The sequence below is a fragment of the Dyadobacter crusticola DSM 16708 genome, assembly GCF_000701505.1.
GTDB classification, from domain to species: Bacteria; Bacteroidota; Bacteroidia; order Cytophagales; family Spirosomataceae; genus Dyadobacter; species Dyadobacter crusticola.
Genome location: NZ_JNJB01000001.1, coordinates 390,208 through 415,574, shown reverse-complemented (window position 1 = coordinate 415,574; position 25,367 = coordinate 390,208). Strand labels below are relative to the sequence as shown.

Here is a 25,367-nt window from a genome sequence, read left to right as displayed (position 1 = left end):
CGGGATGTATTTAGAAAGGATAACATTTGACCCGAAAACCATGGGCGGTAAGCCTTGCATCAGGGGAATGCGGGTGACAGTTGGTACAATTGTTAACCTGGTTGAGTCAGGAAGCAGCTTCGAAGAGATCTTGCGGTTTTACCCGTATCTTGAAGAAGAAGATATCAAACAAGCATTAAGTTACGCTGCCTGGCGTTCTGAGGAAATGGAACTTCCATTTCTGGTTGCATGAAAGTGCTTATTGATATGAACTTGTCGCCAACCTGGGTGGAGTTCTTTACTTTCAACAACATCGAATTCCTCGATCAGAAATCGAAGGTCAGGATACTACCGTTAAAGCCATAAAAACCAAAGTCCAATACCGAACAAAAGTGTCCGAAACCGGACACTTTTTTAGTTTAATATTGATGTTAATCGGTTGTAAGTCAAATAGATAATCTCTATTTTCTAGCTTTGGTATAATAATTCACTAACGGATAGCAGAAGTTTGCAAATCTTCCATTATCCGTTAGCCATGATTAAAAATTATCTGAAAATCGCATGGAGAAATGTGCTTAAAAGTAAGCTCTTTTCCTCCATCAATGTATTTGGGCTCTCCGTTGGCATGACCTGCTGTATGCTGCTGTTGCTATATATACTCAGCGAACTTGCTTTTGACAAACACCATCGGAATGCCGGCGATCTGTATCTGCTCAGGAGTGAAAATGTGCAGGCAAATGGTGAGAAAATGGACAATCCACGCGCGCCTTCGCCTTATGCACAGGCTGTGAAAGCAGAGTTCCCGGAGGTAGTAGAAGTTACCCGTTTGTGGCAGAACTTCATGGAAGAGAAAACCCTCCTTAAAATTGAAGAAGCCGGCAGAACCGTTCGCTCTTTCTACGAAACAAAAGGCATCCACGTTGATCCCGCATTCTTCGATATGTTCTCGTATGAATTTGCCGAAGGGGATCCGCATTCCGCTTTACAAGACCCGCATTCCATTGTGCTTTCCGAGGAAGTAGCTGCAAAGCTTTTTGGCAATGGGCCGTTTTTGAACAAAAACATAAGAATAGGCGGTCGCAGCGGCAATAATGAGATTTTCAGGGTTACCGGCGTTTACAAGGACGAAAGCCGCAGATCGCATATCGATGCGCGCTACTTTCTTTCACTTCAGGCCGGTTGGGTTGGTAGTTATCTGCGGGAGTCAAAGCAGGATTTCACCAATAACAATATGTTTTACACTTACCTGCAGCTGAAACCTGGAACAAGCGCAGAGAAGTTCGGGCAAAAGCTGCCTTCATTTATAGACAAATACGCAAGAGCAGATCTGAAGCTGGCCGGTTTCGAAAAAAAGCTGCATTTGCTCCCCGTCACCGACATTCACCTTTTCAGTCTGATTGACAAAATTGTTACCCCGACTACCAGTACAACTTATCTGTACATTCTGGGCTGCATTGCCATTTTTACCCTTTTAATTGCCTGTATCAACTTCATGAACCTAGCTACCGCCCGTTCAGCCAAGCGTGCAGCCGAGGTGGGAATGCGGAAAGTAATGGGCGCGGGGAAAGCAGGGTTGGTAGGGCAGTTCCTGGGCGAATCGATGGTGCTTACTTTTCTGGCGCTGATCATCGCTGTGCTCGCTGTAGCGTTTTGTCTTCCATTCTTCAATCAGCTGGCTGATAAAACCTTGTTTATTAGTGATCTGCTCAGGCCGGAGATCATTCTCGCATTCATCGCACTTGCATTGGTCACCGGTTTACTGGCGGGCAGCTATCCTGCTTTCTTTCTATCCCTCTTCAATCCTTTGGATGTGATCAAAGGGAAATTTGTGAACTCGGTATCAGCTACCGCAATGCGCCGCGGGCTGGTGGTATTTCAATTTGTCATTTCGATTGGTCTGGTAGTAGGCACGATCGTCATTCAGCGGCAGATCAAATTCATGCGTGAGCAGCCGCTCGGGTTCAATAAAGACCAGCAGATCGTCATAGCATTCAGAAGTGAGGAGTCGCGCAAAGCGTACACTGCATTGCGTAACGAGCTTTTGCAAAATAACCAGATCAGCGCAGCTGCGGGCACCTCTTACTATCCTGGTATCCTCAATCCGAGCGATATGAAGGTATATCTGCCAGGCCAAAGCGCGGAGACTGACGAAATGGTCAAGACAAACTGGGTTGCACCAGAATTCATCGAAACAATGGGCTTTACTCCTGTTGCAGGAAGGATGTTTTCGAAGGAGTTTCCGGGTGATACCAACATGAAAATGATCGTCAACGAAGCAACGCTGCGGAAATTCGGTTTTCCATTGGAAAAGGCGGTAGGTCAGAAGTTGTATTTCGATGACCGGTTTGGCGGAAATGTCCCTGTGCCCATCGAGATCATTGGTGTGGTTAAAGATTTCCATTTCGCAGATATGCACCAGGTAATCGAACCTTACGCGTTTTTTCTGCAAAGCGGTACTTATTTCAATTACCTGATCGCGCACGTTAATACAAAAGATGTGACAACCGTGCTGCCGTTTGTGGAATCTAAATGGAAGGAGCTGGTGCCGGATGAGCCTTTCACTTTCAGCTTTGTCAATGAAGATTTCCAACGCAATTACGCAGCCGACGCGCGGACTGGCCGCATTGTCAACTCCTTCACCATCATTTCCATTCTGATATCTTGTCTTGGTTTGTTCGGTCTGGCTGCATTCGCGGCGCAGCAGCGGATCAAGGAAATCGGCGTGAGAAAGGTACTCGGTGCTTCGGTAACGAGCATCGTAGCATTGCTTTCAGGTGATTTTATCAAGCTGATCCTCATTTCAATTGTAATCGCCACGCCATTGACCTGGTACTTAATGGATAAATGGCTGGAAGATTTTGCGTATCGCATTGATATCAAATGGTGGATGTTCCTGGTAGCAGGGATCATGTCCATTGTGATCGCCTTGCTGACAGTAAGTACCCAGGCGATTAAAGCAGCCATCACCAATCCAGTGAAATCTCTTAAAAGTGAATAGAAGGATAAAAGGGAGGAGGGAGAATGGAGGAAAGGGAAGTAAACGCTCCTTCGTCCTTCCTCCCTTTCCTCCTTCCTCCATAATCAAAACAACCTATGTTCAAAAACTACATCAAAATCGCGATGCGCAACCTTTGGAAGAGCAAGGGTTATGCGCTTATCAATGTTACCGGGCTTTCTGTTGCTTTTTGTATCAGCGCTTTTTTGTTTCTGACAGCCTATTTTGCATTGTCATTTGACGATTTTCACAAGGACAAGGACCGGATTTATCAAACCTATTTCTTCTCCAATGATGCTGAAAAAGCGCGCCGCTCCGGTTCCATGCCGCTGCCGCTTACACCGGCGCTGAAAGCCGAGTTTCCCGAAGTGGAAGCTGCTGCGCGTATCCTGAACGGAAGCGATGTGGTGCATTATAAAGGCAAATATTTTGACAAGCAGATTAAATTCACAGATCCGGATTTCTTCAAAATCTTTACTTTTCCATTAGTTCAGGGCAGTCCGGTAAGTGCATTGAGCGACCTGAGCAGCATTGTCATTACTGAGAATATGGCAAAGGGTGTTTTCGGCCAGGAAGATCCCATTGGGAAGCAATTGGAAGTGGGCCTGGACGGAAGCAAAAAACAGTATATTGTTACAGGTGTCTTCAAGGATTTTCCCGAAAACTCGACCATCAAGTTTGATGCTTTTGTACGAATTGAAAATTCCGGCGATTACAGGGGAGCAAAAGATCAATGGGACGCGCATTCTCATCCCGTTTTCCTGAAACTCAAACCTAACGTAGATCAGGTCGCTTTTGAAAAGAGGCTCCGCTCATTAAGCCCAAAGTACTTCAGCGACAACATTGCAAGTTTGAAAAAACAAGGCGCCAAGCCCGACGAGCGGGGAGATATCTTTGCATTGCGGCTTACAAAATTGGAGGATGTACATTTCGATACTGCGCTGGCAGGCAGCTCGCCGGTTGCATTGGTTTATGCATTAATGGCAATCGGCGTTTTCATTTTGCTGATTGCTTGCTTCAATTTCATCAATCTGAATGTGGCGAGATCTTTTGTCCGTGCCCGGGAAGTGGGGGTGAGAAAATCGCTGGGTGCATTGAAAAAGCAGCTTTTCCTGCAGATCTGGGGAGAAGCGGGGATCATCTGTTTTCTCGGCTTCCTGGTTGGAATTACACTTACCATTCTGCTCCTGCCGACTTTCAATGCAACGTTTCAGTCGAAATTAACCCTCGACTATATCTTCCAGCCTGATAAGCTTGCGTTGATCACCGCACTTTTTGTATTTGTCGCCCTGCTCGCAGGCGGTTACCCGGCCTGGCAAATGTCGCGGTTCAATGCAGTGGAAGTATTGAAAGGAAAGGTTTCTCTGAAAAAGCCCGGCTTGCTCCGTAACTCTTTAATTGTGACGCAGTTTACTTTATCCAGTCTGCTGATTTGCTGTACAATCATTGCCGTGCAGCAGGTTAACCACTTACGCACGGAGCCGCTTGGCTTCAAAAAGGAGGAAGTGATCAGTATTCCGGTAGGCAGCAAGGTTGACGGGCAGGTTGCATTGCGCCGCCTGAGAAATTTGTTGAAAGACGATCCCAATGTACTGAGCATGACCGGCAGCGGGGTTAACCTGGGCATCGGGCTCGATAGAAGCACTTCCCGTAGCGTAATCGGTTTTACTTTCAAGGAAAGGGAAGTCACGACGGACTGGCTGCAGATCGACTATGATTATCTCAAAACATTAGATATTAAACTGCTCGCCGGTCGCGAATTCGACCCGGCTTACCCGACCGATTCACTGGGCCGCGTAATCATCACGGAGAGTATGGCCAAAATGATCGGAGAAAAAGATCCGGTAGGCAAGTTTTTCCAGACTGATACAGCCGGTGTGAAGTACCAGATTATCGGGCTTGTTTCTGATTTCAATCTTTATTCTTCCAAAAACGAGAAGAAGCCGATCACCATGCACATTTCACCTTCGGGCGGGATCAGCTACATATTCGTGAAGGTTGCGCCGAAAAGTCTGAGAGTTGCAATGGACAAATTGAAAGCCTCTTGGAAGGAAATCTCTCCTGAGTCGGATTTCAATGCTTCGTTTGTGGATGAAAATACAAACGCCTGGTACAAAGAAGAAGAGCGTATGTCGCAGGTTTTCAGCCTGGCTTCGGCGGTGGCGATCGTTTTATCCTGTCTTGGCTTGTTCGCCGTCGCGCTGATTGTCATCGAACAACGCACAAAAGAGATCGGGGTACGCAAAGTGCTCGGTGCGAGCATTGCCAATCTGGTTCTGGTTTTGTCCCAAGACTTCGTCAAACTCGTATTAATAGCAATTCTGATTGCAACTCCGCTGGCGTGGTATGCAATGCAATCGTGGCTGGATAATTATCCTTACAGGATCACTATCAATCCCTTGGTTTTCATTCTTGTAGGTCTGGCCGCCATTATCGTCGCAGTAGCAACAGTCAGTTTCCAAAGTATCAAAGCAGCATTAATGAACCCGGTTAAATCACTGAAATCGGAATGATGGAGAAAGGAGGAAAGGGAGGAAGGAGGAAGGACAAAGCATCCCTCGTCCCTTTCTTCCCCTTCTTCCCTTTCCTCCTTCCCCTAAAACAAAAACAGCCATGATTAAGAACTACGTTATCACTTCGCTGCGCAACTTGCGTCGCAACTGGAATTTTACGGTAATAAATATTGTCGGGCTCACACTTGGGCTGGCTTGTTGCGTGCTGATCTTTTTTACGGTCCGGTTTGAGCTGAGCTATGACAAGCACCACAAAAATGCCGATCGCGTATTTCGGATCCTGAACCACAGCATTGCTGATGGAGATAAGGGTTTTAACACCGGAATGCCAATGCCAGCCATCGGCGCACTTGGGAATGATTTTCCCGAACTCAAAAATCAGATAACCTGCACTTATGGACTGCGCAGTGCATTGATCACGGTTACTGAAGGCACAGAGAAAAAGAAGTTTTCTGATCCGGGAAATACGGTTGCATTCATCGGGCCGGAGTATTTTAATTTACTCGATTACAAATGGCTGAAAGGGTCTCCCAAAACTTCGCTGCAAAATCCCGGCTCAGTTGTACTTGCTGCCTCAGAAGCAAAAAAGTTCTTTGGCAATGCAGATCCGATGGGAAAAACGATTACAGTTGAAAACCGCCGGAGCTTTGTTGTGACAGGTATCGTAGCCGATCCCCCGGTGACTACCAGCTTTCCTTTTAAGACCATGCTCTCATTTGCTTCCTTGAAGGATTATGGTGCTTTTACAAACTGGGACGATTGGGTTTCGAGCTATGGCGGCGGACAGATTTACCTGCTTTTACCTAAGAATATCAGCAAAGCGCAGTTCGAGAAGCAGCTGGAATCTTTCAGCAAAAAGTACCGCGATCCGGAAGACGCTAAAAAATCCAAGTATGTGCTGCAGCCGCTTGATGAAATTCACTTTGCGACCAAAATCGGCAACTATTCAAACCGGTCGATCAGCAAAGGGATGATCTGGGCTATGTCGCTCGTTGGTATATTCATCCTGATCACAGCCTGTGTTAACTTCGTCAATCTGGCTACTGCGCAGGCAATGCGGCGGTCACGCGAGGTCGGCGTGCGCAAAGTGCTGGGGAGCACAAAGGGGCAGCTGTTACGCCAGTATTTTTCTGAAACAGGATTGATCACCACATTATCCGTTTTGCTGGCGCTTCTCTCGGCGCAGCTGGTTTTACCTTATATATCGGATATTCTGGACATTAATGCGGAAGGTGCGTTATTTTTCACCGACGCGAGTGTTCTGCTGTTTTGCCTGGGGCTGACAATCCTGGTTACCCTGCTGGCGGGATTTTACCCGGCATTGGTGGTATCCGGCTATCAGCCGATCCTTGCATTGAAAGGAAAAGTATCCAAAGGCGGGAAAGGCCAATCTAACCTGCGCCGCGGACTGATTGTGCTGCAATTCGCCATTTCCCAGGTTATCCTGATCGGCACGCTGATTGCCAATAGTCAGATGAACTATTTCCGTAACCTGGACCTTGGTTTCAGTAAAGACGAAATCCTCACGATCGGTATCCCTGATCCCGATGCAGGCAAAATCAATAATATGCGATCGAAGCTGGCCGCGATGCCGGGTGTAAAATCTTACAGTTTCAGCGCATTTACACCGATGTCTCGGAGCAACTGGCAAACCGGTTTTACGTTTGAAAACAATCCTGAGCCTTTGGATTTTGGCGTGGTCATGCGCCCGGCTGATACTGCTTACTTCAATACTTACGACCTGAAAATGGCGGCGGGCAGGATGTATCAGCATTCGGATACCATCAGGGAATATGTGGTTAATGAGGCTTTTGCACAAAAACTGGGTTTTAAAAACCCGCAGGATATCCTTGGGAAAAGGCTGGCGATCGGTGGAAGCGAGTTTAAGCTGCCGATCGTAGGTGTGGTGAAAAACTTTAATACGTTTAGCCTTCACCGTGAGATAATTCCTTGTGTGGTGACTGCAATGGGCGGATACAGGACTTTAAGTGTGAAGCTGGATAAAAGCAGCGGCCCGCAGCAAATCGAGCGGATCAAAGCAGAATGGACGGCGCTGTATCCTGAATACCTGTTCTCGTATTCCTTCCTAGATGAAACACTTGACAGTTTTTACGATAAAGAAAATAAGCTGTTTCAATTGTTCAGGATATTGTCGGGAATCGCGATTTTCATTGGCTGTATGGGGCTTTACGGTGTAGTTGCATTTATGGCTGAAGCACGAACCAAAGAAATGGGGATCAGGAAGGCGGTCGGCGCATCGGCGTTCAATATATTCGGGCTTTTTTCGCTGGATTTTATCAAGCTCGTGCTCGTTGCATTGGTCATCGCTTCTCCGATTGCCTGGTACTTCATGAATGATTGGTTGCAGGATTTTACCTACAAAATCAGCATCAGCTGGTGGATTTACGTCATCGCCGGACTAAGCGCAGTTGTACTTGCATTGATTACGATCAGCTTTCAAAGTGTCAAAGCCGCATTGACTAACCCGGTTACCGCACTACGAAGTGAATAATTTTTCAGGATTGGCCTGCTGCATGCAACTTTCAAAACCAGGAAGGTATCTGTTGTGCAGCAAGGCCAGTCTTTTCTTCTTTTACCAAACCAAACCCTAACAACTAACCCCAACAAGCATGATCAGGAATTTTTTGAAAATCGCTATGCGCAACCTGCTGAAAAGCAAGGTGTACTCTTTGATTAACATTGTAGGACTGGCAGTAGGCATAGCAGTGGCCATGCTGATTGGTCTGTGGGTTTGGGATGAGCTTTCTTACAATAAATACCATAAAAATTACGACCGTATCGTGCAAGCCTGGATCAGCCAGACTTTCAATGGACAAACCGGCACAGGTACGGCGGTCTCCATTCCGGCTGTAACAGAAATGGCAACCAAGTACGGATCCGATTTTAAGTATACTTCTCTTGCTTCCTGGAACTTCGGGCATTTGCTGGCCAACGGAGACAAAAAGATCAATAAAACGGGTATGTGGGCTCAGCCTTCGCTGCCGCAAATGCTGTCGCTCGAAATGGTGCGAGGCGATTACAGCTCATTGAAAGATCCCGGCTCCATCATCATCGCAGAGTCTGTTGCAAAAGCTCTTTTCGGGAATGAAGATCCAATTAACAAAACGTTGAAGGTTGACATCAAAAGGAATGTGAAAGTGACCGGCGTGTTTAAGGATGTTCCATTCAATTCAGACTTCAACGAGCTCTTTCTGCTGATGCCGTGGAGTGATTACCTGCAAGCCGAGCACTGGGTGAAAGAGGCCGAAACGCAATGGGGTAACCATTCATGGCAGTTTTTTGCGCAGGTAGCCGATCACGCCGACATTGCGAAAGTATCGCGTAAAATCCGTGATGTAGAGCTTCCGCACGCATTTTCGAAGACCGACAAGCCACAATATATGCTGCATCCGATGAGCCGCTGGCATTTGTATTCAGATTTCAAAGATGGCAAGAATGTGGGCGGCGCAATCCAGTTTGTCTGGCTTTTCAGTATCATCGGCGTTTTCGTACTGTTGCTGGCTTGTATCAATTTCATGAACCTCAGCACCGCACGATCTGAAAAACGCGCCAAAGAAGTCGGTATCCGGAAAGCCATCGGTTCAGTGCGCAGCCAGTTGATTTTTCAGTTTCTGAGCGAGTCTTTTCTGGTGGTCTGCTTCGCACTTGTCCTGGCGATTATCATTGTGCTGATCTCTCTTCCTGCATTTAATGACCTGAGCGGCAAGCACGTATCGTTCCCATTTATGCAGCCGCAGTTCTGGCTGCTGCTGATCGTATTCTCGCTGGTAACCGGCTTTGTTTCCGGCAGTTATCCTGCATTTTACCTTTCTTCCTTCAATCCGCTTGCTGTGCTGAAAGGCACATTCAGAGTGGGCAAATGGTCGGCGGTACCACGGAAGGTGATGGTGGTTATGCAGTTTACCGTCTCCATTACATTGATTATCGGTACAATTATCGTCTTTCAACAAATCCAGCATGCTAAAAACCGGCCGGTAGGCTACGACAGGCAGGGATTGTTGCAGATCAATATGACTCCAAACCTGTACGGGAAGTACACGACATTGCGGGATGATTTGCTTAAAACGGGCGTGGTGTACGAAATGAGCCAGTCGTCCAGCCCGACTACCGGTATCTACTCAAATCAGATTGGTTTTGAGTGGGAAGGAATGGAGCCTGGATCTGTGCCACTGTTCGGTACGATCGCCTGTACACATGATTTTGGTAAAACAATCGGCTGGAAAATTGTGAAAGGCCGCGATTTTTCACGCAAATATTCCACGGATTCATCCGGCTTTATCCTGAATGAGTCGGCTGTGAAACTTACCGGAATTAAGGATATCATTGGTAAAACCATCCGTTACAATGGCAAGCCGCGACAGGTGGTGGGTGTGGTCAAGGATATGGTTATGCAATCGCCTTATGAGCCTGCCGTGCCTACTATCTTCCTGATGGACTATGGCTGGGGCAGCCTGATCAATGTTAAACTGGCGCCTGGTAAGCCTGTGGACGAAGCTTTGAAGAAGGTAGGCGATGTTTTCCGGATGCACGATCAGGATTCTCCTTTTGAGTTCAAGTTTGCCGACCAGGAGTATGAAGCTAAGTTCCGGTCGGAAGAAAGGATTGGCAAACTTGCGCGGGTATTCGCGGTCCTGGCCATTTTTATCTCGTGCCTGGGACTGTTTGGATTGGCCGCTTACACCGCCGAGCAGCGGACGAAAGAGATCGGGATCCGAAAGGCGCTGGGTGCAAGCGTGGCCCAAATGTGGGCTCTGCTCTCCAAAGAGTTTGTCTACCTCGTGCTGCTATCCTGCGTCATTGCTTCACCGATTGCACTATACTTCCTGGCCGACTGGCTCGATAAGTACGAATATCACATTGAATTGAGCTGGGTAGTTTTTGCAGTATCCGCGCTGGTCGCAGTAATTATCACGCTGATTACCGTGAGCTTCCAGGCAATTAAAGCAGCGCTGATGAACCCGGTGAAGTCTTTGCGGAGCGAGTGAGGTAGGATGCAGGACACTACCAGATTAGCTGCACTAATTTCTTGTACAGCGTGAACTTAGGATCAGCAGAAATCAGCGCGGTTTTTAGAGGATAATCTCGGATTATCCTCTAAAAACCATAGCAAAGTGTGTGTATCTAATAAGATTTTCATTTAGCTATAACCGGTTCGTTTGAAGTAACCATTCGTCGATTGAAATTAGCAGGTGGTAGGTAAAGTCCGGGTGTTGGCAGATTGGGAGTTTGTGTCGGTTAAACTTAGTAGCTGAAATTGCTTCTAAACTACATAAACGAACAATTTAAACATTTGGAAACCATGAAAAAGACCATCTTAGCAATCGCAACAATCATAACCCTGACAGTAGGAAACGGCTTTGCGCAACGTTACAGAGCCCACGAAATCCCAGCGATCAAAAACGGGAATTCCAGAGTCGATAATTCTTATGAAGAGTATCAGATCAACAGGCTCGACAACATCGTAAAGCTTACCCGCAAGCAGGAAAACCAGATCAAGAAGATCGAGAATAAATACGATCGCCTGGCTGCGGGAAACAAACGCTTCCGTTCTTACCAGGGAACACGAAGATTGGAAGAAGAGAAACAAAGAGAAATTATTTCCGTACTAACCCCCGTGCAGCGCCAGCGGCTTTTTGCCTACCAACACGCTGGTAAGCGGAACAATTGGAGAGGATAATCAGGAGTAAATAGATAGCCATGAAAGATGTAAAGGCCAGGTCCACCCGATCTGGCCTTTGTTGTTATTGTGAGATTCACATTGTCTCAGATTGCGCAGGGATGCCGCTCGCCTATTTTAATTTGCCACTTGTCACTAAGCTGGGGAATTTTCATATAGTACCTTGCATCACAAAGTACCTTCTTATACATTTGTTACGATGATATTGATCTGGAATGTATTAGCCGTTTCAGTCCATCAATAAAAACCTTAAATGTATACTGTCCATTTTTAAAAGAGACCAAATCTCTTGCCGGAATTGCTTTGCCTTTTTGAATCTATTAGCCATTAAAAAACATCATGATGAAAGCATTACTTCTTTTCGTGACATCCCTGTTGCTCTCGGGTCTGATCTGCGTCAAATCTTCTGCCCAACCAGTGGGCGGAGGCAGGATACTCGGCATTGTGACCGACTCCGTAAGTAAAAAGCCGATGGATTTTATCACAGTAAATCTGATGATCAATGGGACACCGGTAAAGGCGGATTTCACCAAAGCTGACGGATCATTCCTGTTTACAAACCTCAAACCTGACAAATACACGGTAGTGCTTGTAGGAGTAGGGTATAAGACCAGGACAATGACCGCAGACCTGAGCGATCCTGCCCAAAATGAGCACAACGTGGGCACCATTTACCTGGCCGCCTCGGCTACGGGATTAAAGGAGGTGACTGTTACCAGTGCAAAGCCGATCGTCAAGCAGGAAGTTGACCGAATTACGTACGATTTGCAGGCGGATCCTGAAAGCAAGGTGTACAGCGTGCTCGATATGATGCGCAAGGTACCTTACCTGTCGGTAGACGGGGATGAGAATATCCAGCTGAAAGGAAATGCGGATTTCAGGATACTGATCAATGGGAAACCGTCGAGTATGATGGAGCGGAGCTACAAGGAAGTGCTCCGGAGTATGCCAGCCTCTTCGATCGAGCGCATCGAAGTAATCACAACCCCGCCGGCCAAATACGATGCGGAAGGTCTGGCGGGAATCATCAACATTATCACCCATAAAAAAATAGATAACGGCTACAACGGCTCACTCAATATCAGTGAGAAGTTCCCGGTCGGCGGCCCAGGCTTCGGCGGCTCTTTCGCGGCAAAGCTGGGAAAGGTGGGTATGACGGTCCTTGTGGGAGGAAGCCAGTATAATACGCCTTCAACCCGCAATATGGTGAACAGGAGCACTTTCGGTGAAGTGGAATCGGAGTTGAAGCAGGATGGTTTTGCCAAGTCAGGAAACAACAGCGGGTACCTGGGCTACGAGATCAGCTATGAAATTGATACACTTAACCTGCTCAGCGCGCAGTTTAATGTGAATGGGAGCAAATCAACCGGCTCGGGTTTTCAGACTTCGGGTTTGAGCCAGCTTGGTGAAACGTTAGAAAGATACCGCATTGAAAATATCAACCGGGGGAATGGAACGGGAATGGACGCCGCGCTCAATTTTCAGTGTACTTCCAAAGCTGACAAAAACAGGTTGCTTACATTCTCATACCGGTATTACGGGTTCAACAATACACAGGAAAATAACCTGGCTATCTCGGAAGAAATCAACTTCAACCTGCCTGATTACCGGCAGGTGAATGAGCAGAGCTTTTCGGAACAGACCATTCAGGTGGATTACGTTTATCCTATCAAAAAGCTGAGCATCGAAGCGGGTCTGAAAGGTATTATGCGTACCAACCGAAGCGATTTTCAATACGATACATTTGATCCTGAAAGCGGCAGGTATGTAGTGAATAACGAAATGAGCAACAAATTCAATAATACCCAAAACGTATTCGGCGCATACAATACCTACCAGTACAACCTGCAAAAATGGAGCCTGAAAGCTGGTGTGAGGGTTGAGCAGACAGTAGTTGATGCAGATTTCATTTCAACAGACTCGGAAGTGAAGCAAAACTATTTCAATGTCATCCCCTCTGTTTCTATCAACAGGAAACTGAAAAACAGCAATGCGCTCAATTTCGGGTACTCGCAGCGCATTCAGCGGCCGGGTATCTGGCAGCTGAACCCATTTATCGACCGCTCCAATCCCAATTTTGAACGCACAGGCAATCCCGATTTGCGTCCCGCATTCGTAAATGACGCACAGCTAACTTACAGCATCTCCAAAAAAGGTTCGCTCAACTTTGGCGTTGGAATCATCGCATTTCGTGACCTGATATTCGGTGTTGCTGTGTACGATCCTGAAACCGATATCACGCGCACTTCCTATGCCAATACCGGGAGCGCGCGCCTGATTATGAGCATGCTGAATGTAAACTATCCGATCTCGAAAAAGTGGAATTTCAGTGTGAATGCGAGGGCTGCGCACGGCAAGGTGCGGGGAGTTGTGAACAATGTACCTGTTACAAACCAGGGGATTATGTCGCAGGTGTCAGTTTCAACGGGTTACCGGCTGGAAAAGGACTGGCGACTCAATGCAAACCTGAACATCAATGGACGGAACATCAATTTACAGGGTACGAACAATGCGATGACGAGCTATTCTTTGAGTGTTAATAAAGATGTTGTGAAAGACAAACTGTCCCTTTCTGCGGCGGTGAACAATCCTTTTACCAAATTCCGTGAGTGGCGGAGGGAAACATCGGGGCCGGATTTCGATCAGGTGGATTCCCGCAGAGACTATTTCCGGACATTTAATCTGAGTCTCAACTACAAATTCGGCAAGCTGAAAGAGGCAATCAAGAAAAATAAAAGAGGTATCCGCAATGACGATGTGCAGAGCGGTAGTTAAACGTGATAGTCAAACCCGGCAAGTTCAATGGATTTGCCGGGTTTTTTATGTCAAAAATCGAGGTGCCGGGATCACATTAACTACTTTTCCGTTGCGCTCTATTTCGTCTGTCTGGTGAAGGGTAACCAATGTACCGGCGGGAAGGTTGAAAAATGACATCGCTTCAAAGAGTCCGTTCAGCTCTCTGTCGAGGTTATCTGGTGTGAGTTCGTAGCAAACCTGGATTACCTGCTGCACGGCGCCTTTGTTGGCAACTACAAAATCGCATTCTCCCTTTTCCGCAAAATAGTAGATCTCCTTGTAGCTTCTTCTCAAATGCAGGAACATCATGTTTTCAAACTTTCGTCCGAAATCGTCGGAAAACGATCCGGAGTTTGCATTGATCAATCCGGTATCAGCTGCATATATTTTTCGGGGGTTGACCAGCTGCTTTCGGGCTGAGTAACTGAATTTTGGTATAAAATGGAACAGGTAAGTATATTCCAAATGCGAAAGGTAATCCATCATTGTATTAGTGGACCCTACTTCAAAAACGCTTTTCAGCCGGTTGCCGGTTACCATTTTACCCACATTTGAAATGAGGTACAATGCAAGTCTTTGCAGCGTTTTTACATCCCTGATCCCGTACCTGACAGCGATATCCCTGATCAGTATATCTTCAAAAAGGTGGTGTAATACTTCTTCCAGCCCGGATTTGACATACTCGGGGAAGCCGCCTTCGTGCAGGTAAGCCATTACAGTTTCTTCTGAGGGTTTTTGTTTCCGGAAAGTCAGAAACTCGCTGTAAGAGAATGGGAAAAGCTCCTTTGTGATGTGCCTGCCTGTAAGTTTAGTTCCCAGCTCTCGGCTGAGTAAGGATGCATTGGAGCCAGTGATTACCACTTTGCAGCCTTCGTCCAGCTTCTGTCTAACATAACTCTCCCAGCGATTTATGATTTGTATTTCATCAAAAAACAAAACGTTGGTTTTCGATTCTTTGACGATTGCATCGATGCGGGCAAAATCATTGGGTTCGAAGTCGTACAGCCGCGTATCTTCGAAATTGAGGTATAATGCTTCCGGGTGCTTTTCTTTTAACAGCTGGTACAGCAGCGTACTTTTTCCTGATCGCCTTATACCTGACACGATCAATGCATGTGACGATACATCGGGTAACGCAGTAAGTGTATGCCGGCGTAGCCCAACATCAAGCCCATCAAGGTTCGCCTTCTGGGCCTCCATTACATTTTCCAGTACCGATTTCAGTATCATACCGCTATATTTTCACAAATATACATTTTTATGCGCTAGCGAAATATAAGATTATGCATTACTAATGCACAATTATGTTCATCGGTAATGCATAAAATTGTTCAGCACTGATATTGATGTACCAATTGACTCACCAGAATACAGAAAAGCGTAAAAAAGCATCTTGAACAAACCAATGTTCAACCCCCTGAACAACTGTCCGTTTTTGAACGCGATCACGGGATTAACGTATTGTAAAATAGATACTTAGATAAGTGGCATAACTTTGTTATTTACCAGCAAATCAACCCCAACGGCTAATAGCCAACAGCAAACAGCAAACAGCCAAATCCAACCAACATGCTTCGCAACTACCTCAAAATAGCTTTTCGCAGTCTGTGGAAATACAAGACGAACTCTTTCATCAGTATTACCGGTCTCGCAATCGGGATAAGCTGCTTCCTTTTGCTGGCCACTTATGTGCTGCATGAGCTGCGTTATGATCGTTTTCAACCCAATGCAGAACGGATCTCGCGGGTTACCTTATTTTATCAGTCTGGCGAAGGAGCGGCGGAGTACATTGCGATGACGCCCACGGCGATCGCGCCGCTGTTTGCCCGGGAGTTTGAAGAAGTAGAAAAAACAGCCCGGATATACCCTTACAGCGGCAATGGCGCGGTTTCTGTTCAATACCAAAATGCTTCCTTCAACGAGCGCAAAGTAATATTTGCCGATTCTTCTTTCTTCGGCATTTTTTCGTTTCCATTTCTAGAGGGAAATGCCGCTACTGCATTGTCTTCGCCTAATTCGGTGGTGATCGATGAGACAACCGCTAAGAAGATTTTCGGCAATGAAAGTCCGATTGGTAAGTCCATCAAAATGGACGAGCGGCTGACATTACAGGTGACGGGCGTGATCAAAGATGTACCTTCTTATTCGCACATTAAATTTAACTGGGTTGGCAGCTACAGTACACTTTCCCGCTCCAAAACAGAGGTATTCGACTCGGCCAACGACTTTTCCTATGTGCTGACCAAGCCCAATGCCGACCTGAAAGCATTGCAGTCGAAAATTGATAGTTATGTAAGCAAAAACATGAACAGCCCGCAAAATCAGGGCTTCAAAGTGCGGTTGGAACTGGAACCTCTCACTGATATCCATCTCTATTCCAAAGCAACAAACGGCCCGGAAGCAGTCGGGAATTACAAATACATTTACATACTTTCAGGCATTTCGATCCTGATCCTGCTGATTGCCTGCATTAACTTCATCAATCTGGTTACCGCGCGTTCAGCGGTTCGGGCGCGGGAAGTAGGAGTGCGCAAAGTAATCGGAGCTGTAAGGATGCAATTGTTTCGTCAGCATCTTTTTGAAAGCGGCATTATCACGCTGGCAGCAACAGTTCTTGCATTGCTTGCCACAATCTTGCTGCTGCCTGGGCTGAGCAATCTTACCGGCAAAGTGCTTGATCTGGCTGTCTGGCCGGGTTACAGCTTTGAACTCGTCATTCTTTCTTTGATCCTGCTGGTTACCTTACTGTCGGGCGCGTATCCTGCCGCGGTACTTTCTGGATTTGAGCCGGTGAAGGTTTTGAAAGGAGTACCGCTGTCGCACACGGGAGGCGGCGGGCTGCGGAATTTTCTGGTGGTTTTTCAATTCACCATTTCAATGCTCTTTATCATCGCCACCATTATTGCCAATCAGCAGCTTAACTACATTCAAACCAAAAATCTAGGCCTGAACCCATCTCAGATCATTGTCCTCGATATGAGCTCAGGCATATCGGCTGGTAAGCTGGCGGCTATGAAAGGCGAGCTGCTGAATAATGCCACTGTCCAGTCTGTTACCGCTTCTTACGATTCGCCCCTCAATGTGCAGGGCGGGTACTCGATCACGGCAGCCGATAAACCGGCAGGTTTCAACATGAGCATTACTGCAATACCCGTTGAAAAGGATTTTGTGCCGACAATGGGAATGAAGCTGGTTGCAGGGGAAAATTTCAGTGACGCCGACGTTGCCCAGGCCAGCCTGGATAGCACCGAGCTGCGGTCTTACGCATTCATTTTAAATGAATCGGCAGTGAAGGCGCTTGGGTGGACAGCCGAGAGCGCAATTGGTAAACTGGTGAATTTGAATGGCCGGCATGGAAAAGTCAAAGGGGTGGCGCAAGATTTTCATTTCCGGTCGCTTCACGAGAAAATAGGTCCGATCGCGATCATGCCTGAATACAGCTATTTTGGAAAAATGCTGGTTAAAGTTTCAGCCAGCAAAGCCTCCGATGCCATTGCCACGCTCGAAAAAAGCTGGAAAGCCAATTTCCCGCTCCGGCAGTTTGAATACCATTTCCTCGACCAGGAATTTGACGAAATGTACGCAGCCGAAAACAAGGTATCTACAATCCTGCAAGTGTTTTCTTTGGTAACAATTCTCATTTCCTGTCTGGGCCTGTTCGCATTGATTGCCTTTATTTCACAGCAGCGTACCAAGGAAATCGGAGTGCGGAAAGTGCTGGGTGCATCGGTGGCCAGTATTGTTCTGCTGCTTTCACGTGACTTCATCAAGCTGATCGTGATTGCCATCGTACTTGCCTCGCCAATAGCCTGGTATTTCATGAGCGAGTGGCTTAAAGATTTCGCCTATCGCATTCAGATCAACATGGGTGTCTTCGTGCTGGCAGGAATCATCGCCATGATCATCACCTTTATCACCATCAGTTTTCAAAGTATCAAAGCCGCATTGATGAACCCCGTGAAGGCGTTGGGGAGCTAGGAATGAAAGGGAATAAGGGGACGAAAGGGATGAAAGGGAGTAAGGGGACGAAGGGGAATACGGCGATGAAAGGGAGGAGTTTGAAAAGCATCCATCGCATCTTCCCTTTCCTCCATCCTCCCTTTCTTCCATCCTCCCTTTCCTCCAAATTTTAAACGAACAACAAAATGATCCAGAACTACCTCAAAATCGCGCTTCGTAATCTGCTTAAACATAAGGCTTTCAGCTTTATAAATATTGCCGGGATTACCATTGGGCTTAGCTGTTTCCTGCTGCTTTCGCTGTATGTAAAAGATGAGCTGAGCTATGACCGTTTTCATGTGAATGCAGACAGGATCTATCGCCTTTCGCGAACGTTTTTGTCCAAAGACGGGACCGAATCGCTTCGTCTGGGGCACGCTGCGCCGCCTTTCGGGCCCCTCGTGAAGCAGGATTTTCCCGAAGTGGAAGAGGTAGTCAGGCTCCTTCAGGTGAATGCCAATGTACGTTACGGGGAAAAGACTTTTAACGAAGAAGACGTATTCGCTGCCGAGGCAAATCTCTTCAAGGTTTTTAGTTTTCAATTGAAACAGGGAAACCCGGCCAATGCACTTGCCAATCCATTTTCGATCCTTTTTTCCAGGCCAATGGCCGAAAAGTATTTTGGCAAGGAAGACCCGATAGGCAAGATCGTCCGGCTGGATAATCAGCTTGACTATACCATCACAGGTGTTTTCGAGCCGCTCCCTTCGCAGTCTCATTTTCATCCCAATTTCCTGATTTCATTCTCAACCTTAAATGACGACCGGATTTACGGCGCCGAGGGCCTGAGGACCAACTGGGGTAACAATTCATTTTCTACCTTCCTGCTTTTACCTGCGGGCTACAACCCTCAGAAGCTCGTAAAAGCATTCCCGGCTTTTCAGAACAAACACATTGATCCGCGCGCTTCCACTTACTCGCGGCTGGATCTGATGAAACTGACCGACATCCATTTGCATTCACATTTGGATTCGGAAATTGAAGCAAACGGCGATATCCAATATGTGTACCTGTTTTCGGCAATTGCGCTTTTCATCCTGCTGATAGCCTGCATTAATTACATGAACCTCGCTACGGCCAAGTCTGCGACGAGAGCGAGGGAAGTAGGAATGCGCAAAGTGATCGGCGCGGTAAGGCACCAGCTGATCAGACAATTTTTGAGCGAATCCATGTTGCTGGTAACCATATCCCTCATTTTTGCATTGGTGACCGTTACGCTTTGCCTGCCTTTGCTGAACCAGTTTACTCAAAAGCAGTTAACATTTGCCGCACTGCTGGATCCTGTCTTCTTCTCGGTGCTCATCTCCATTACATTGTTTACCGGACTGATAGCCGGCAGTTACCCCGCATTTTTCATGACATCTTTCCAGCCGCTAAGTGTGTTTAGGGGGAAAGTTTCTTCTGCCTTGAAAAACGGGAAGCTGCGCCAAATCCTGGTTGTAACGCAGTTTTCCATTGCTGTGGTACTGATTGTGAGTACTACCGTTGTTTACAATCAAATGCGTTATGTGCAGAATTACAATCTGGGTTATTCCAAAGATCAGGTAGTGCTTTTGCAGGCGGGGAGTGATTCCAGTACCAACTATGAGAGTATCAAGCAAAGATTGAAATCAGGTAGCAATATCATTGAAGTAGGACGCTCTTCGCGGATTCCCTCAGGCCGGCTGCTCGACTCGTGGGAAGCTTACGTGATGAAGGGCGATTCAATGGCGCCGACAGATATTAATATTAAGTCGCTCAGCGTAGATGAAGATTTTATTCCCACATACCAGATCGGAATGGCGGCCGGCAGGAATTTTTCGCGCGAGTTTCCGACAGACCGGACCAATGCATTTGTCCTCAATGAAACAGCGGTCAAATTATTGGGCTGGAAAAACCCGCAGGAGGCAATCGGCGCCAGGTTTGGATATGGTGAAATCCGCGGACAGATCATCGGCGTCACCAAAGATTACCATTTCGAATCCCTGCACCAGAAAGTTGCACCTATTGTGATGTTCTGTCAGCCCGACAGACTGGGCTGGATGTCAGTACATATTTCGGGCGGCAATATGCAGCAAGCGCTCGCACACATCGAGACGGTGTGGAAACAACAATATCCCGAGGTGCCTTTTTCTTACGAGTTCCTCGATCAGCGTTTTGGTACTCTTTACGCCCGCGAGCAAACCCAGCAAATGCTCTTTGGTATCTTCGCAGGAATCGCCATCCTGATTTCGTGTATGGGGTTGTTGGGATTGTCCATGTTCATGGCCGAACTGCGCACCAAAGAAATCGGTGTCCGCAAAGTGCTCGGTGCATCGGTATCAAGTCTGGTCATCATGCTTTCCAACGATTTTCTGAAACTCGTTACAATCGCCATTCTGATCGCTTCGCCTATTGCCTGGTACGCAATGGACAGCTGGCTGCAGGATTTTGCATACCATACCGACATGCACATTGGCGTATTCATTTTCGCAGCTATCATCTCGGTCGGGATTGCATTGCTGACTATTAGTTTTCAAAGTATCAAAGCTGCATTAATGAACCCGGTTAAATCTTTGAAGTCGGAGTAAGAAGAATGTAGGAAGGAGGAAAGGGAGGAAGGAGGAGGGATAATGCTCTATAAACTCCAATTCTTCTGCTTCGCCCTAATCCTAAGAAATCAATATTTTATGCTGAAAAACTATCTGAAAATTGCGCTTCGGACGCTGGTACATAACAGAACTTACTCGGTGATCAATATTGCCGGGCTGGCTTTGGGAATGGCGGTTTCTGTTTTGATCCTCATTTTCGTCATGCACGAGCTGAGTTTTGATCGATTTCATGCGAACCATCAACGGATATTCAGGCTCGTGGCGCAGATTAAGATAGACGGGAATGATCTTCAAATGACTGGCTTCAATCAGCGCGTTGGTCCTGCATTGAAATCGACGGAAACGCAGGTAAAGGATTTCGTGCGCGTTAAAGAGTCTTACGAGAAAGTTGTGATCAAGTCACCGGCTACTGGCCAGCTTTTCTATGAAGAGAACTTCCTGTTCGCCGATCCCTCTTTCTTTACTGTATTTTCATTCAAATTCAAAGAAGGAAGCACAGCCCGCGCGCTTGACAAGCCTTTTACGCTGGTAATCTCGGAAAGAGCAGCACAAAAATATTTCGGCGCAGCAGATCCCGTTGGAAAGACGCTCTTATACGATGGAAAACACCCCATGCAGATCACCGGGATCATGGAAAACGCGCCTTCCAACTCTACATTCGACCTTGATTTCATTACTTCCACGGCTAGTTTCCCGCAGTTAAGCGCGCAAAACAAAGATCTTTATGAGAATGAGGGCGTTTTCACCACTTACCTCCTGCTTGATTCAGAAGCGTCGGTCGGCAAGGTGGAAAAAGCGATAGGCAAGCTTAGCAGTACGGCCGATTTTCTTAGTAAAAACTCGAAGTACGTGCTAGATCAATTCAGTACTATCCATTTAGGTAACAATTTCGGAGGGGTAGGAGCGGGCAAGATGATCCCGATTTTTGCAGGTATCGCATTGCTGATCCTGTTCCTGGCACTCTTCAATTACATGAGCCTCACCACAGCCCGCTCCACCTTGCGTGCGAAAGAAGTGGGTGTCCGGAAGGTAGTCGGCGCCGGCAAAAAAGGCCTGGTTGCACAGTTTTACATGGAGTCGGTACTGGTTTGTACGATCGCATTCCTGCTCTCTTTCGTGCTCGTCAACCTGCTGATGCAGCCTTTTTATAACCTGCTTGATCTGCATATAGATGCTGCATTCCTGCTATCGCCCCAGTTCATGACCTTCCTAGTCGCGCTGCTGGTTGTTACTGCAATGGTCGCGGGAAGTTACCCCGCGCTGGTGCTGTCGGGATTTGCGCCTTTGGAAGTGCTGAAAGGTCGTTTTTCGCGCGGACAAAGTGGTGCTGCGGTCAGGAAAACTTTCATGGTTTTTCAGTTCACAGTTTCCATTACGCTTATCGTGTGCAGCCTCGTTGTGAAAGACCAGCTTACATTCCTGCAAAACAAAGAGCTCGGCCTCTATAAAGATCAGGTGCTTGCTATTCCTATCACGCAGTCGCTTGCCAATAACTACTTTCCATTGCGGAATGAAATCCGCGACCGCGCCGGGGTCAATGGCGTTTCGGCCACTAACTCGGGGCTTTTCAAAGGATATAATATCTGGTTCCTGAAAAATTTCACTACCCGGAAAGATGTAGGGCTGATCACTATGGTGGCCGACAATAATTTCGTAAAAACAATGGGCTTGAAATTAAAAGTAGCACCTCAGCCGGGTACGTATAAAAACCGGAACTATGTGCTGCTGAACGAAGCTGCGGTCAAAGAACTGGGCGTAAAAGGCAATCCGGTCGGGCAGAAAATCGGCGATAAGGATGAAATAGCCGGTATCGTCAGCAACTTCCATTACAACTCACCGCAGGAAGGTATCCGCGGGCTTGGACTTTACGTGATGAGCGACACTACGAATATTCTAAAATACTCCAATTCCAGCGGAGTACTGTATGCCCGCCTCGATCCAAAAGCCGATATCAAAGCGAATGTGGAAGCGATCGGTCAAATCTTTAAGAAGTATGAATTGAACAAGCCATTCGAATACTACTTTCTCGACGACGCGTTCAATGAAACCTTTCAGACGGAGGTACGCATGTCGAAGATGTTTTCGCTGTTTACCGGAGTCGCCATTTTCATAGCCTGCATGGGGCTTTTCGGACTGGTGACATTCACGGCCGAGACGCGCACAAAAGAGATCGGCATCCGGAAGGTGCTCGGTGCTTCGGTGGCTGGTATTATCACTTTGTTGTCAAAGGATTTTATCAAACTGGTATTGCTTTCCATTGTTTTTTCCCTGCCGGTTGCCTGGTATTTCATGGAAAAATGGTTGGAAGACTTTTCCTATCGCATTCAAATCCCGGTTTGGATCTATCTGACAGCAAGTCTGGCCGCCATTGTAATTGCATTGATCACGATCAGCTTTCAAAGCATCAGAGCAGCATTGATGAACCCGGCCGATACATTGAGGCGCGACTAACGAGCAAGAAAACAAATTCACCATGTTAATCAATCATTTCAAAATTGCATTGCGCACGTTGCTGCGGTATCGCAACTACACGATCCTGAATGTGTTAGGCCTGTCAGTAGGTGTAGCTGCATGCCTGCTCCTGTACGTGGTCTATAATTATGAATCGGGATTTGATAAATTCCACGCAAAGCACGACCGCATTTACCGGATCGTGAGGGAAACGCAGTATACGAGTGGACAAACGGACTATTCCCCGGGCAACCCATTACCTTTTCCAGCTGCATTGAAAGTGGATTTGCCACAGCTCGACAAGATCGTCCCCGTACATGGTACTATGGACGCGCAGGTTACAGTTTTGGGAAAAAATGCAAACAATCAGTCGCAGGGCCAGAAGTTCAGAGAGGAGGATGAAGGCTTGATGACGGAGCCGGAGTTCTTTGACGTTTTCGATTTTGCCTGGCTCGCGGGATCAAAAGAAGTTTTGAAGGATCCAAATGTAATCGTACTGTCGAAGCGGCGGGCCGAAAAATACTTCGGCAGCTGGCAGGAAGCGGTCGGCAAATATTTGAAGATCAACAACAAGGTAGTAATGCAGATCGGCGGCATACTGGCCGACCCGCCTGTAAACACCGACTTCCCCGTAGACATGCTGGTATCTTACGAGAGCAAGCGGCAGCAGCCATTGCATTTTGGACACGGAGATTTCGAGAATTGGGGGACCACCAGCAGCAGCGATCAGCTCTTTGTGCTCCTTCCTGAAAACATGACGGTAGCGTCAGTTGAAAACCTGCTAGCCAAATTCGCTGTCAAGCATTACAACAAGAAGAACGATAATTCCAGGATCAAGCTGCTTTTAAGTCCACTCGCCGACCAGCATCACGACAACCGTTATCATAACTTCTCGAATCACCAAACCAGCAGGGGAGTACTATGGACGCTGGTGATTATCGGGGTACTGATCATTTTCATGGCTTGTGTAAACTTTGTAAATCTCGCTACCGTACAGTCAGCGAGAAGGGCAATGGAAGTGGGTGTGCGGAAAGTGCTGGGAAGCAGCCGTCAGGAACTGGTAAGTCAGTTTTTGAGTGAGACTTTTCTGGTGGTCAGCTTTTCGGTTGCATTCGGTGTCGTGTTAGCGACGCTTTGCATGCCGCTTCTTGGCAAAATATCTCAGGTACCCGCCGACCTTCCGGTCATCAGCAATCCCCGGATCTGGGTATTTGTGGTAGTGCTTTCTCTTGCTATCAGTATTGTTGCAGGATTTTATCCGGCCATTGTCATGTCGGGCTTCAAGCCGATTGAGGCTATCAAGAGCCGTGCAGCCACGCGTTCTATCGGCGGTATTTCCCTTCAAAAAGCATTGATTGTAATCCAGTTCGGCGTTTCCCAAATTCTGATAGTGGGTACAATCGTGACGATAACACAGATGGAATTCGTGCAAAATCTGGATCTGGGCTTTACCAAAGAAGGTGTGTACTCGGTTACACTCGATGATGCTTACGGAAGCCGTTTTCAAACTTTTAAAAATGAATTGCTCCAAAATCCTGCGATCAATGCGGTGAGTTTTGCTTCCGATGTGCCTTCGTCTGAGAACAAATGGTCGGGTAACTTCGCGTTCGGCAACAGGGGCAAAGACGAGGAATTTCAGATATTCAACAAGTTTGCCGATGAGGATTATTTCAAAACATACGGACTCGAGTTTGTTGCCGGAAAGCCCTACGAGCGCGGCGATTCGGTAGGTTCCTGCGTTGTGAATGAGACTTTGCTGAAAAAGCTGAACATCAAAGATCCCGCTTCGGTGATTGGTAAAAATATCAGGCTCGGCGGCGGCAAGTGGCAACCGATCGTAGGGGTTGTTAAAGACTTCAAAGCCAGCTCGGCGCGTGAGGCGATGACCCCGATTCTTATCACGCCTATGAAGCAGTTTTACTGGCGGGGAGGCATCAAAATCCGCACGCAGAATCTCTCCAAAGCAGTCGCGGATATCGAGCGCATTTACGGCAAAGTATTTCCCGAGGTAGCCTTCCAGGGTCAGTTTTTCGACGAGTCAATTGACGACTTTTACAAACAAGAAAGGCAAATGAGCCTGCTTTACCAGGCATTTGCCGGTTTATCCATTTTCATCGCCTGCCTGGGGCTGTTTGGCTTGGCTACATTCATGGCGCAGCAGCGAATGAAAGAAGTAGGGGTCCGCAAAGTACTCGGAGCATCAGTTTCCAGCATTGTAACCCTGCTATCCAAAGATTTCCTTACCCTGGTTTCTATCGCCATTCTGATCAGCTCACCCTTCGCCTGGTACTTCATGAACAAATGGTTATAGGATTTCCAGTACCGGATCGAAATAAGCTGGTGGATGTTCGCGGCCGGCGCAGCCC

The 25,367-nt window shown here is 47.2% G+C and carries 12 protein-coding genes; 11 read left to right on the top strand and 1 reads right to left on the bottom strand.

From position 1 onward, the window contains the following. The first annotated feature begins 4 nt into the window (after positions 1 to 4). The 7 genes from Q369_RS0101855 (at position 5) to Q369_RS0101815 (ending at position 13,960) form a co-directional block, all read left to right on the top strand. Entirely contained in the window at positions 5 to 232 is a 228-nt protein-coding gene (locus tag Q369_RS0101855) for a DUF433 domain-containing protein (protein ID WP_031525974.1), read from the top strand. A 282-nt stretch (positions 233 to 514) separates the two neighbouring features. Then, entirely contained in the window at positions 515 to 2,977 is a 2,463-nt protein-coding gene (locus Q369_RS0101845; RefSeq protein WP_031525972.1) for an ABC transporter permease, read from the top strand. A gap of 95 nt (positions 2,978 to 3,072) precedes the next feature. Then, positions 3,073 to 5,487, top strand: coding sequence for an ABC transporter permease (locus Q369_RS0101840; protein ID WP_031525970.1), 2,415 nt, complete (start codon positions 3,073 to 3,075; stop codon positions 5,485 to 5,487). Between the two features lie 100 nt (positions 5,488 to 5,587). After that, positions 5,588 to 7,999 carry an ABC transporter permease gene (locus Q369_RS0101830; RefSeq protein ID WP_031525969.1) on the top strand — a complete coding sequence of 804 codons (2,412 nt, stop codon included), beginning with the start codon at positions 5,588 to 5,590 and terminating at the stop codon, positions 7,997 to 7,999. Positions 8,000 to 8,117: 118 nt separating this feature from the next. Then, entirely contained in the window at positions 8,118 to 10,493 is a 2,376-nt protein-coding gene (locus Q369_RS0101825) for an ABC transporter permease (protein WP_031525968.1), read from the top strand. Positions 10,494 to 10,807: 314 nt separating this feature from the next. Then, positions 10,808 to 11,185, top strand: a complete 378-nt coding sequence (locus tag Q369_RS0101820) for a hypothetical protein (protein ID WP_031525966.1) — start codon at positions 10,808 to 10,810, stop codon at positions 11,183 to 11,185. Positions 11,186 to 11,524: 339 nt separating this feature from the next. Further along, positions 11,525 to 13,960, top strand: coding sequence for an outer membrane beta-barrel family protein (locus tag Q369_RS0101815; RefSeq protein WP_157488006.1), 2,436 nt, complete (start codon positions 11,525 to 11,527; stop codon positions 13,958 to 13,960). Positions 13,961 to 14,005: 45 nt separating this feature from the next. Here the strand turns inward: Q369_RS0101815 and Q369_RS0101810 are convergent, their stop codons facing one another. Further along, the gene (locus Q369_RS0101810; RefSeq protein ID WP_031525963.1) at positions 14,006 to 15,211 is read right to left on the bottom strand and encodes an ATP-binding protein; all 1,206 of its coding nucleotides are present in this window, start codon (positions 15,209 to 15,211) and stop codon (positions 14,006 to 14,008) included. Between the two features lie 339 nt (positions 15,212 to 15,550). Between Q369_RS0101810 and Q369_RS0101805 the strand changes: the two genes are divergently transcribed. From Q369_RS0101805 to Q369_RS27475, 4 genes are all read left to right on the top strand, one after another. Then, the gene (locus Q369_RS0101805; RefSeq protein ID WP_031525962.1) at positions 15,551 to 17,959 is read left to right on the top strand and encodes an ABC transporter permease; all 2,409 of its coding nucleotides are present in this window, start codon (positions 15,551 to 15,553) and stop codon (positions 17,957 to 17,959) included. 167 nt (positions 17,960 to 18,126) lie between these two features. After that, positions 18,127 to 20,529 (top strand): ABC transporter permease, encoded by a 2,403-nt coding sequence (locus Q369_RS0101800; protein WP_031525960.1) that lies wholly within the window; start codon positions 18,127 to 18,129, stop codon positions 20,527 to 20,529. A gap of 99 nt (positions 20,530 to 20,628) precedes the next feature. Next, a complete protein-coding gene (locus tag Q369_RS0101795) occupies positions 20,629 to 23,001 on the top strand; it encodes an ABC transporter permease (protein ID WP_031525958.1) in 2,373 nt (790 codons plus the stop codon). Positions 23,002 to 23,023: 22 nt separating this feature from the next. After that, a complete protein-coding gene (locus tag Q369_RS27475) occupies positions 23,024 to 25,312 on the top strand; it encodes an ABC transporter permease (protein WP_051663863.1) in 2,289 nt (762 codons plus the stop codon). Positions 25,313 to 25,367 lie beyond the last annotated feature (55 nt).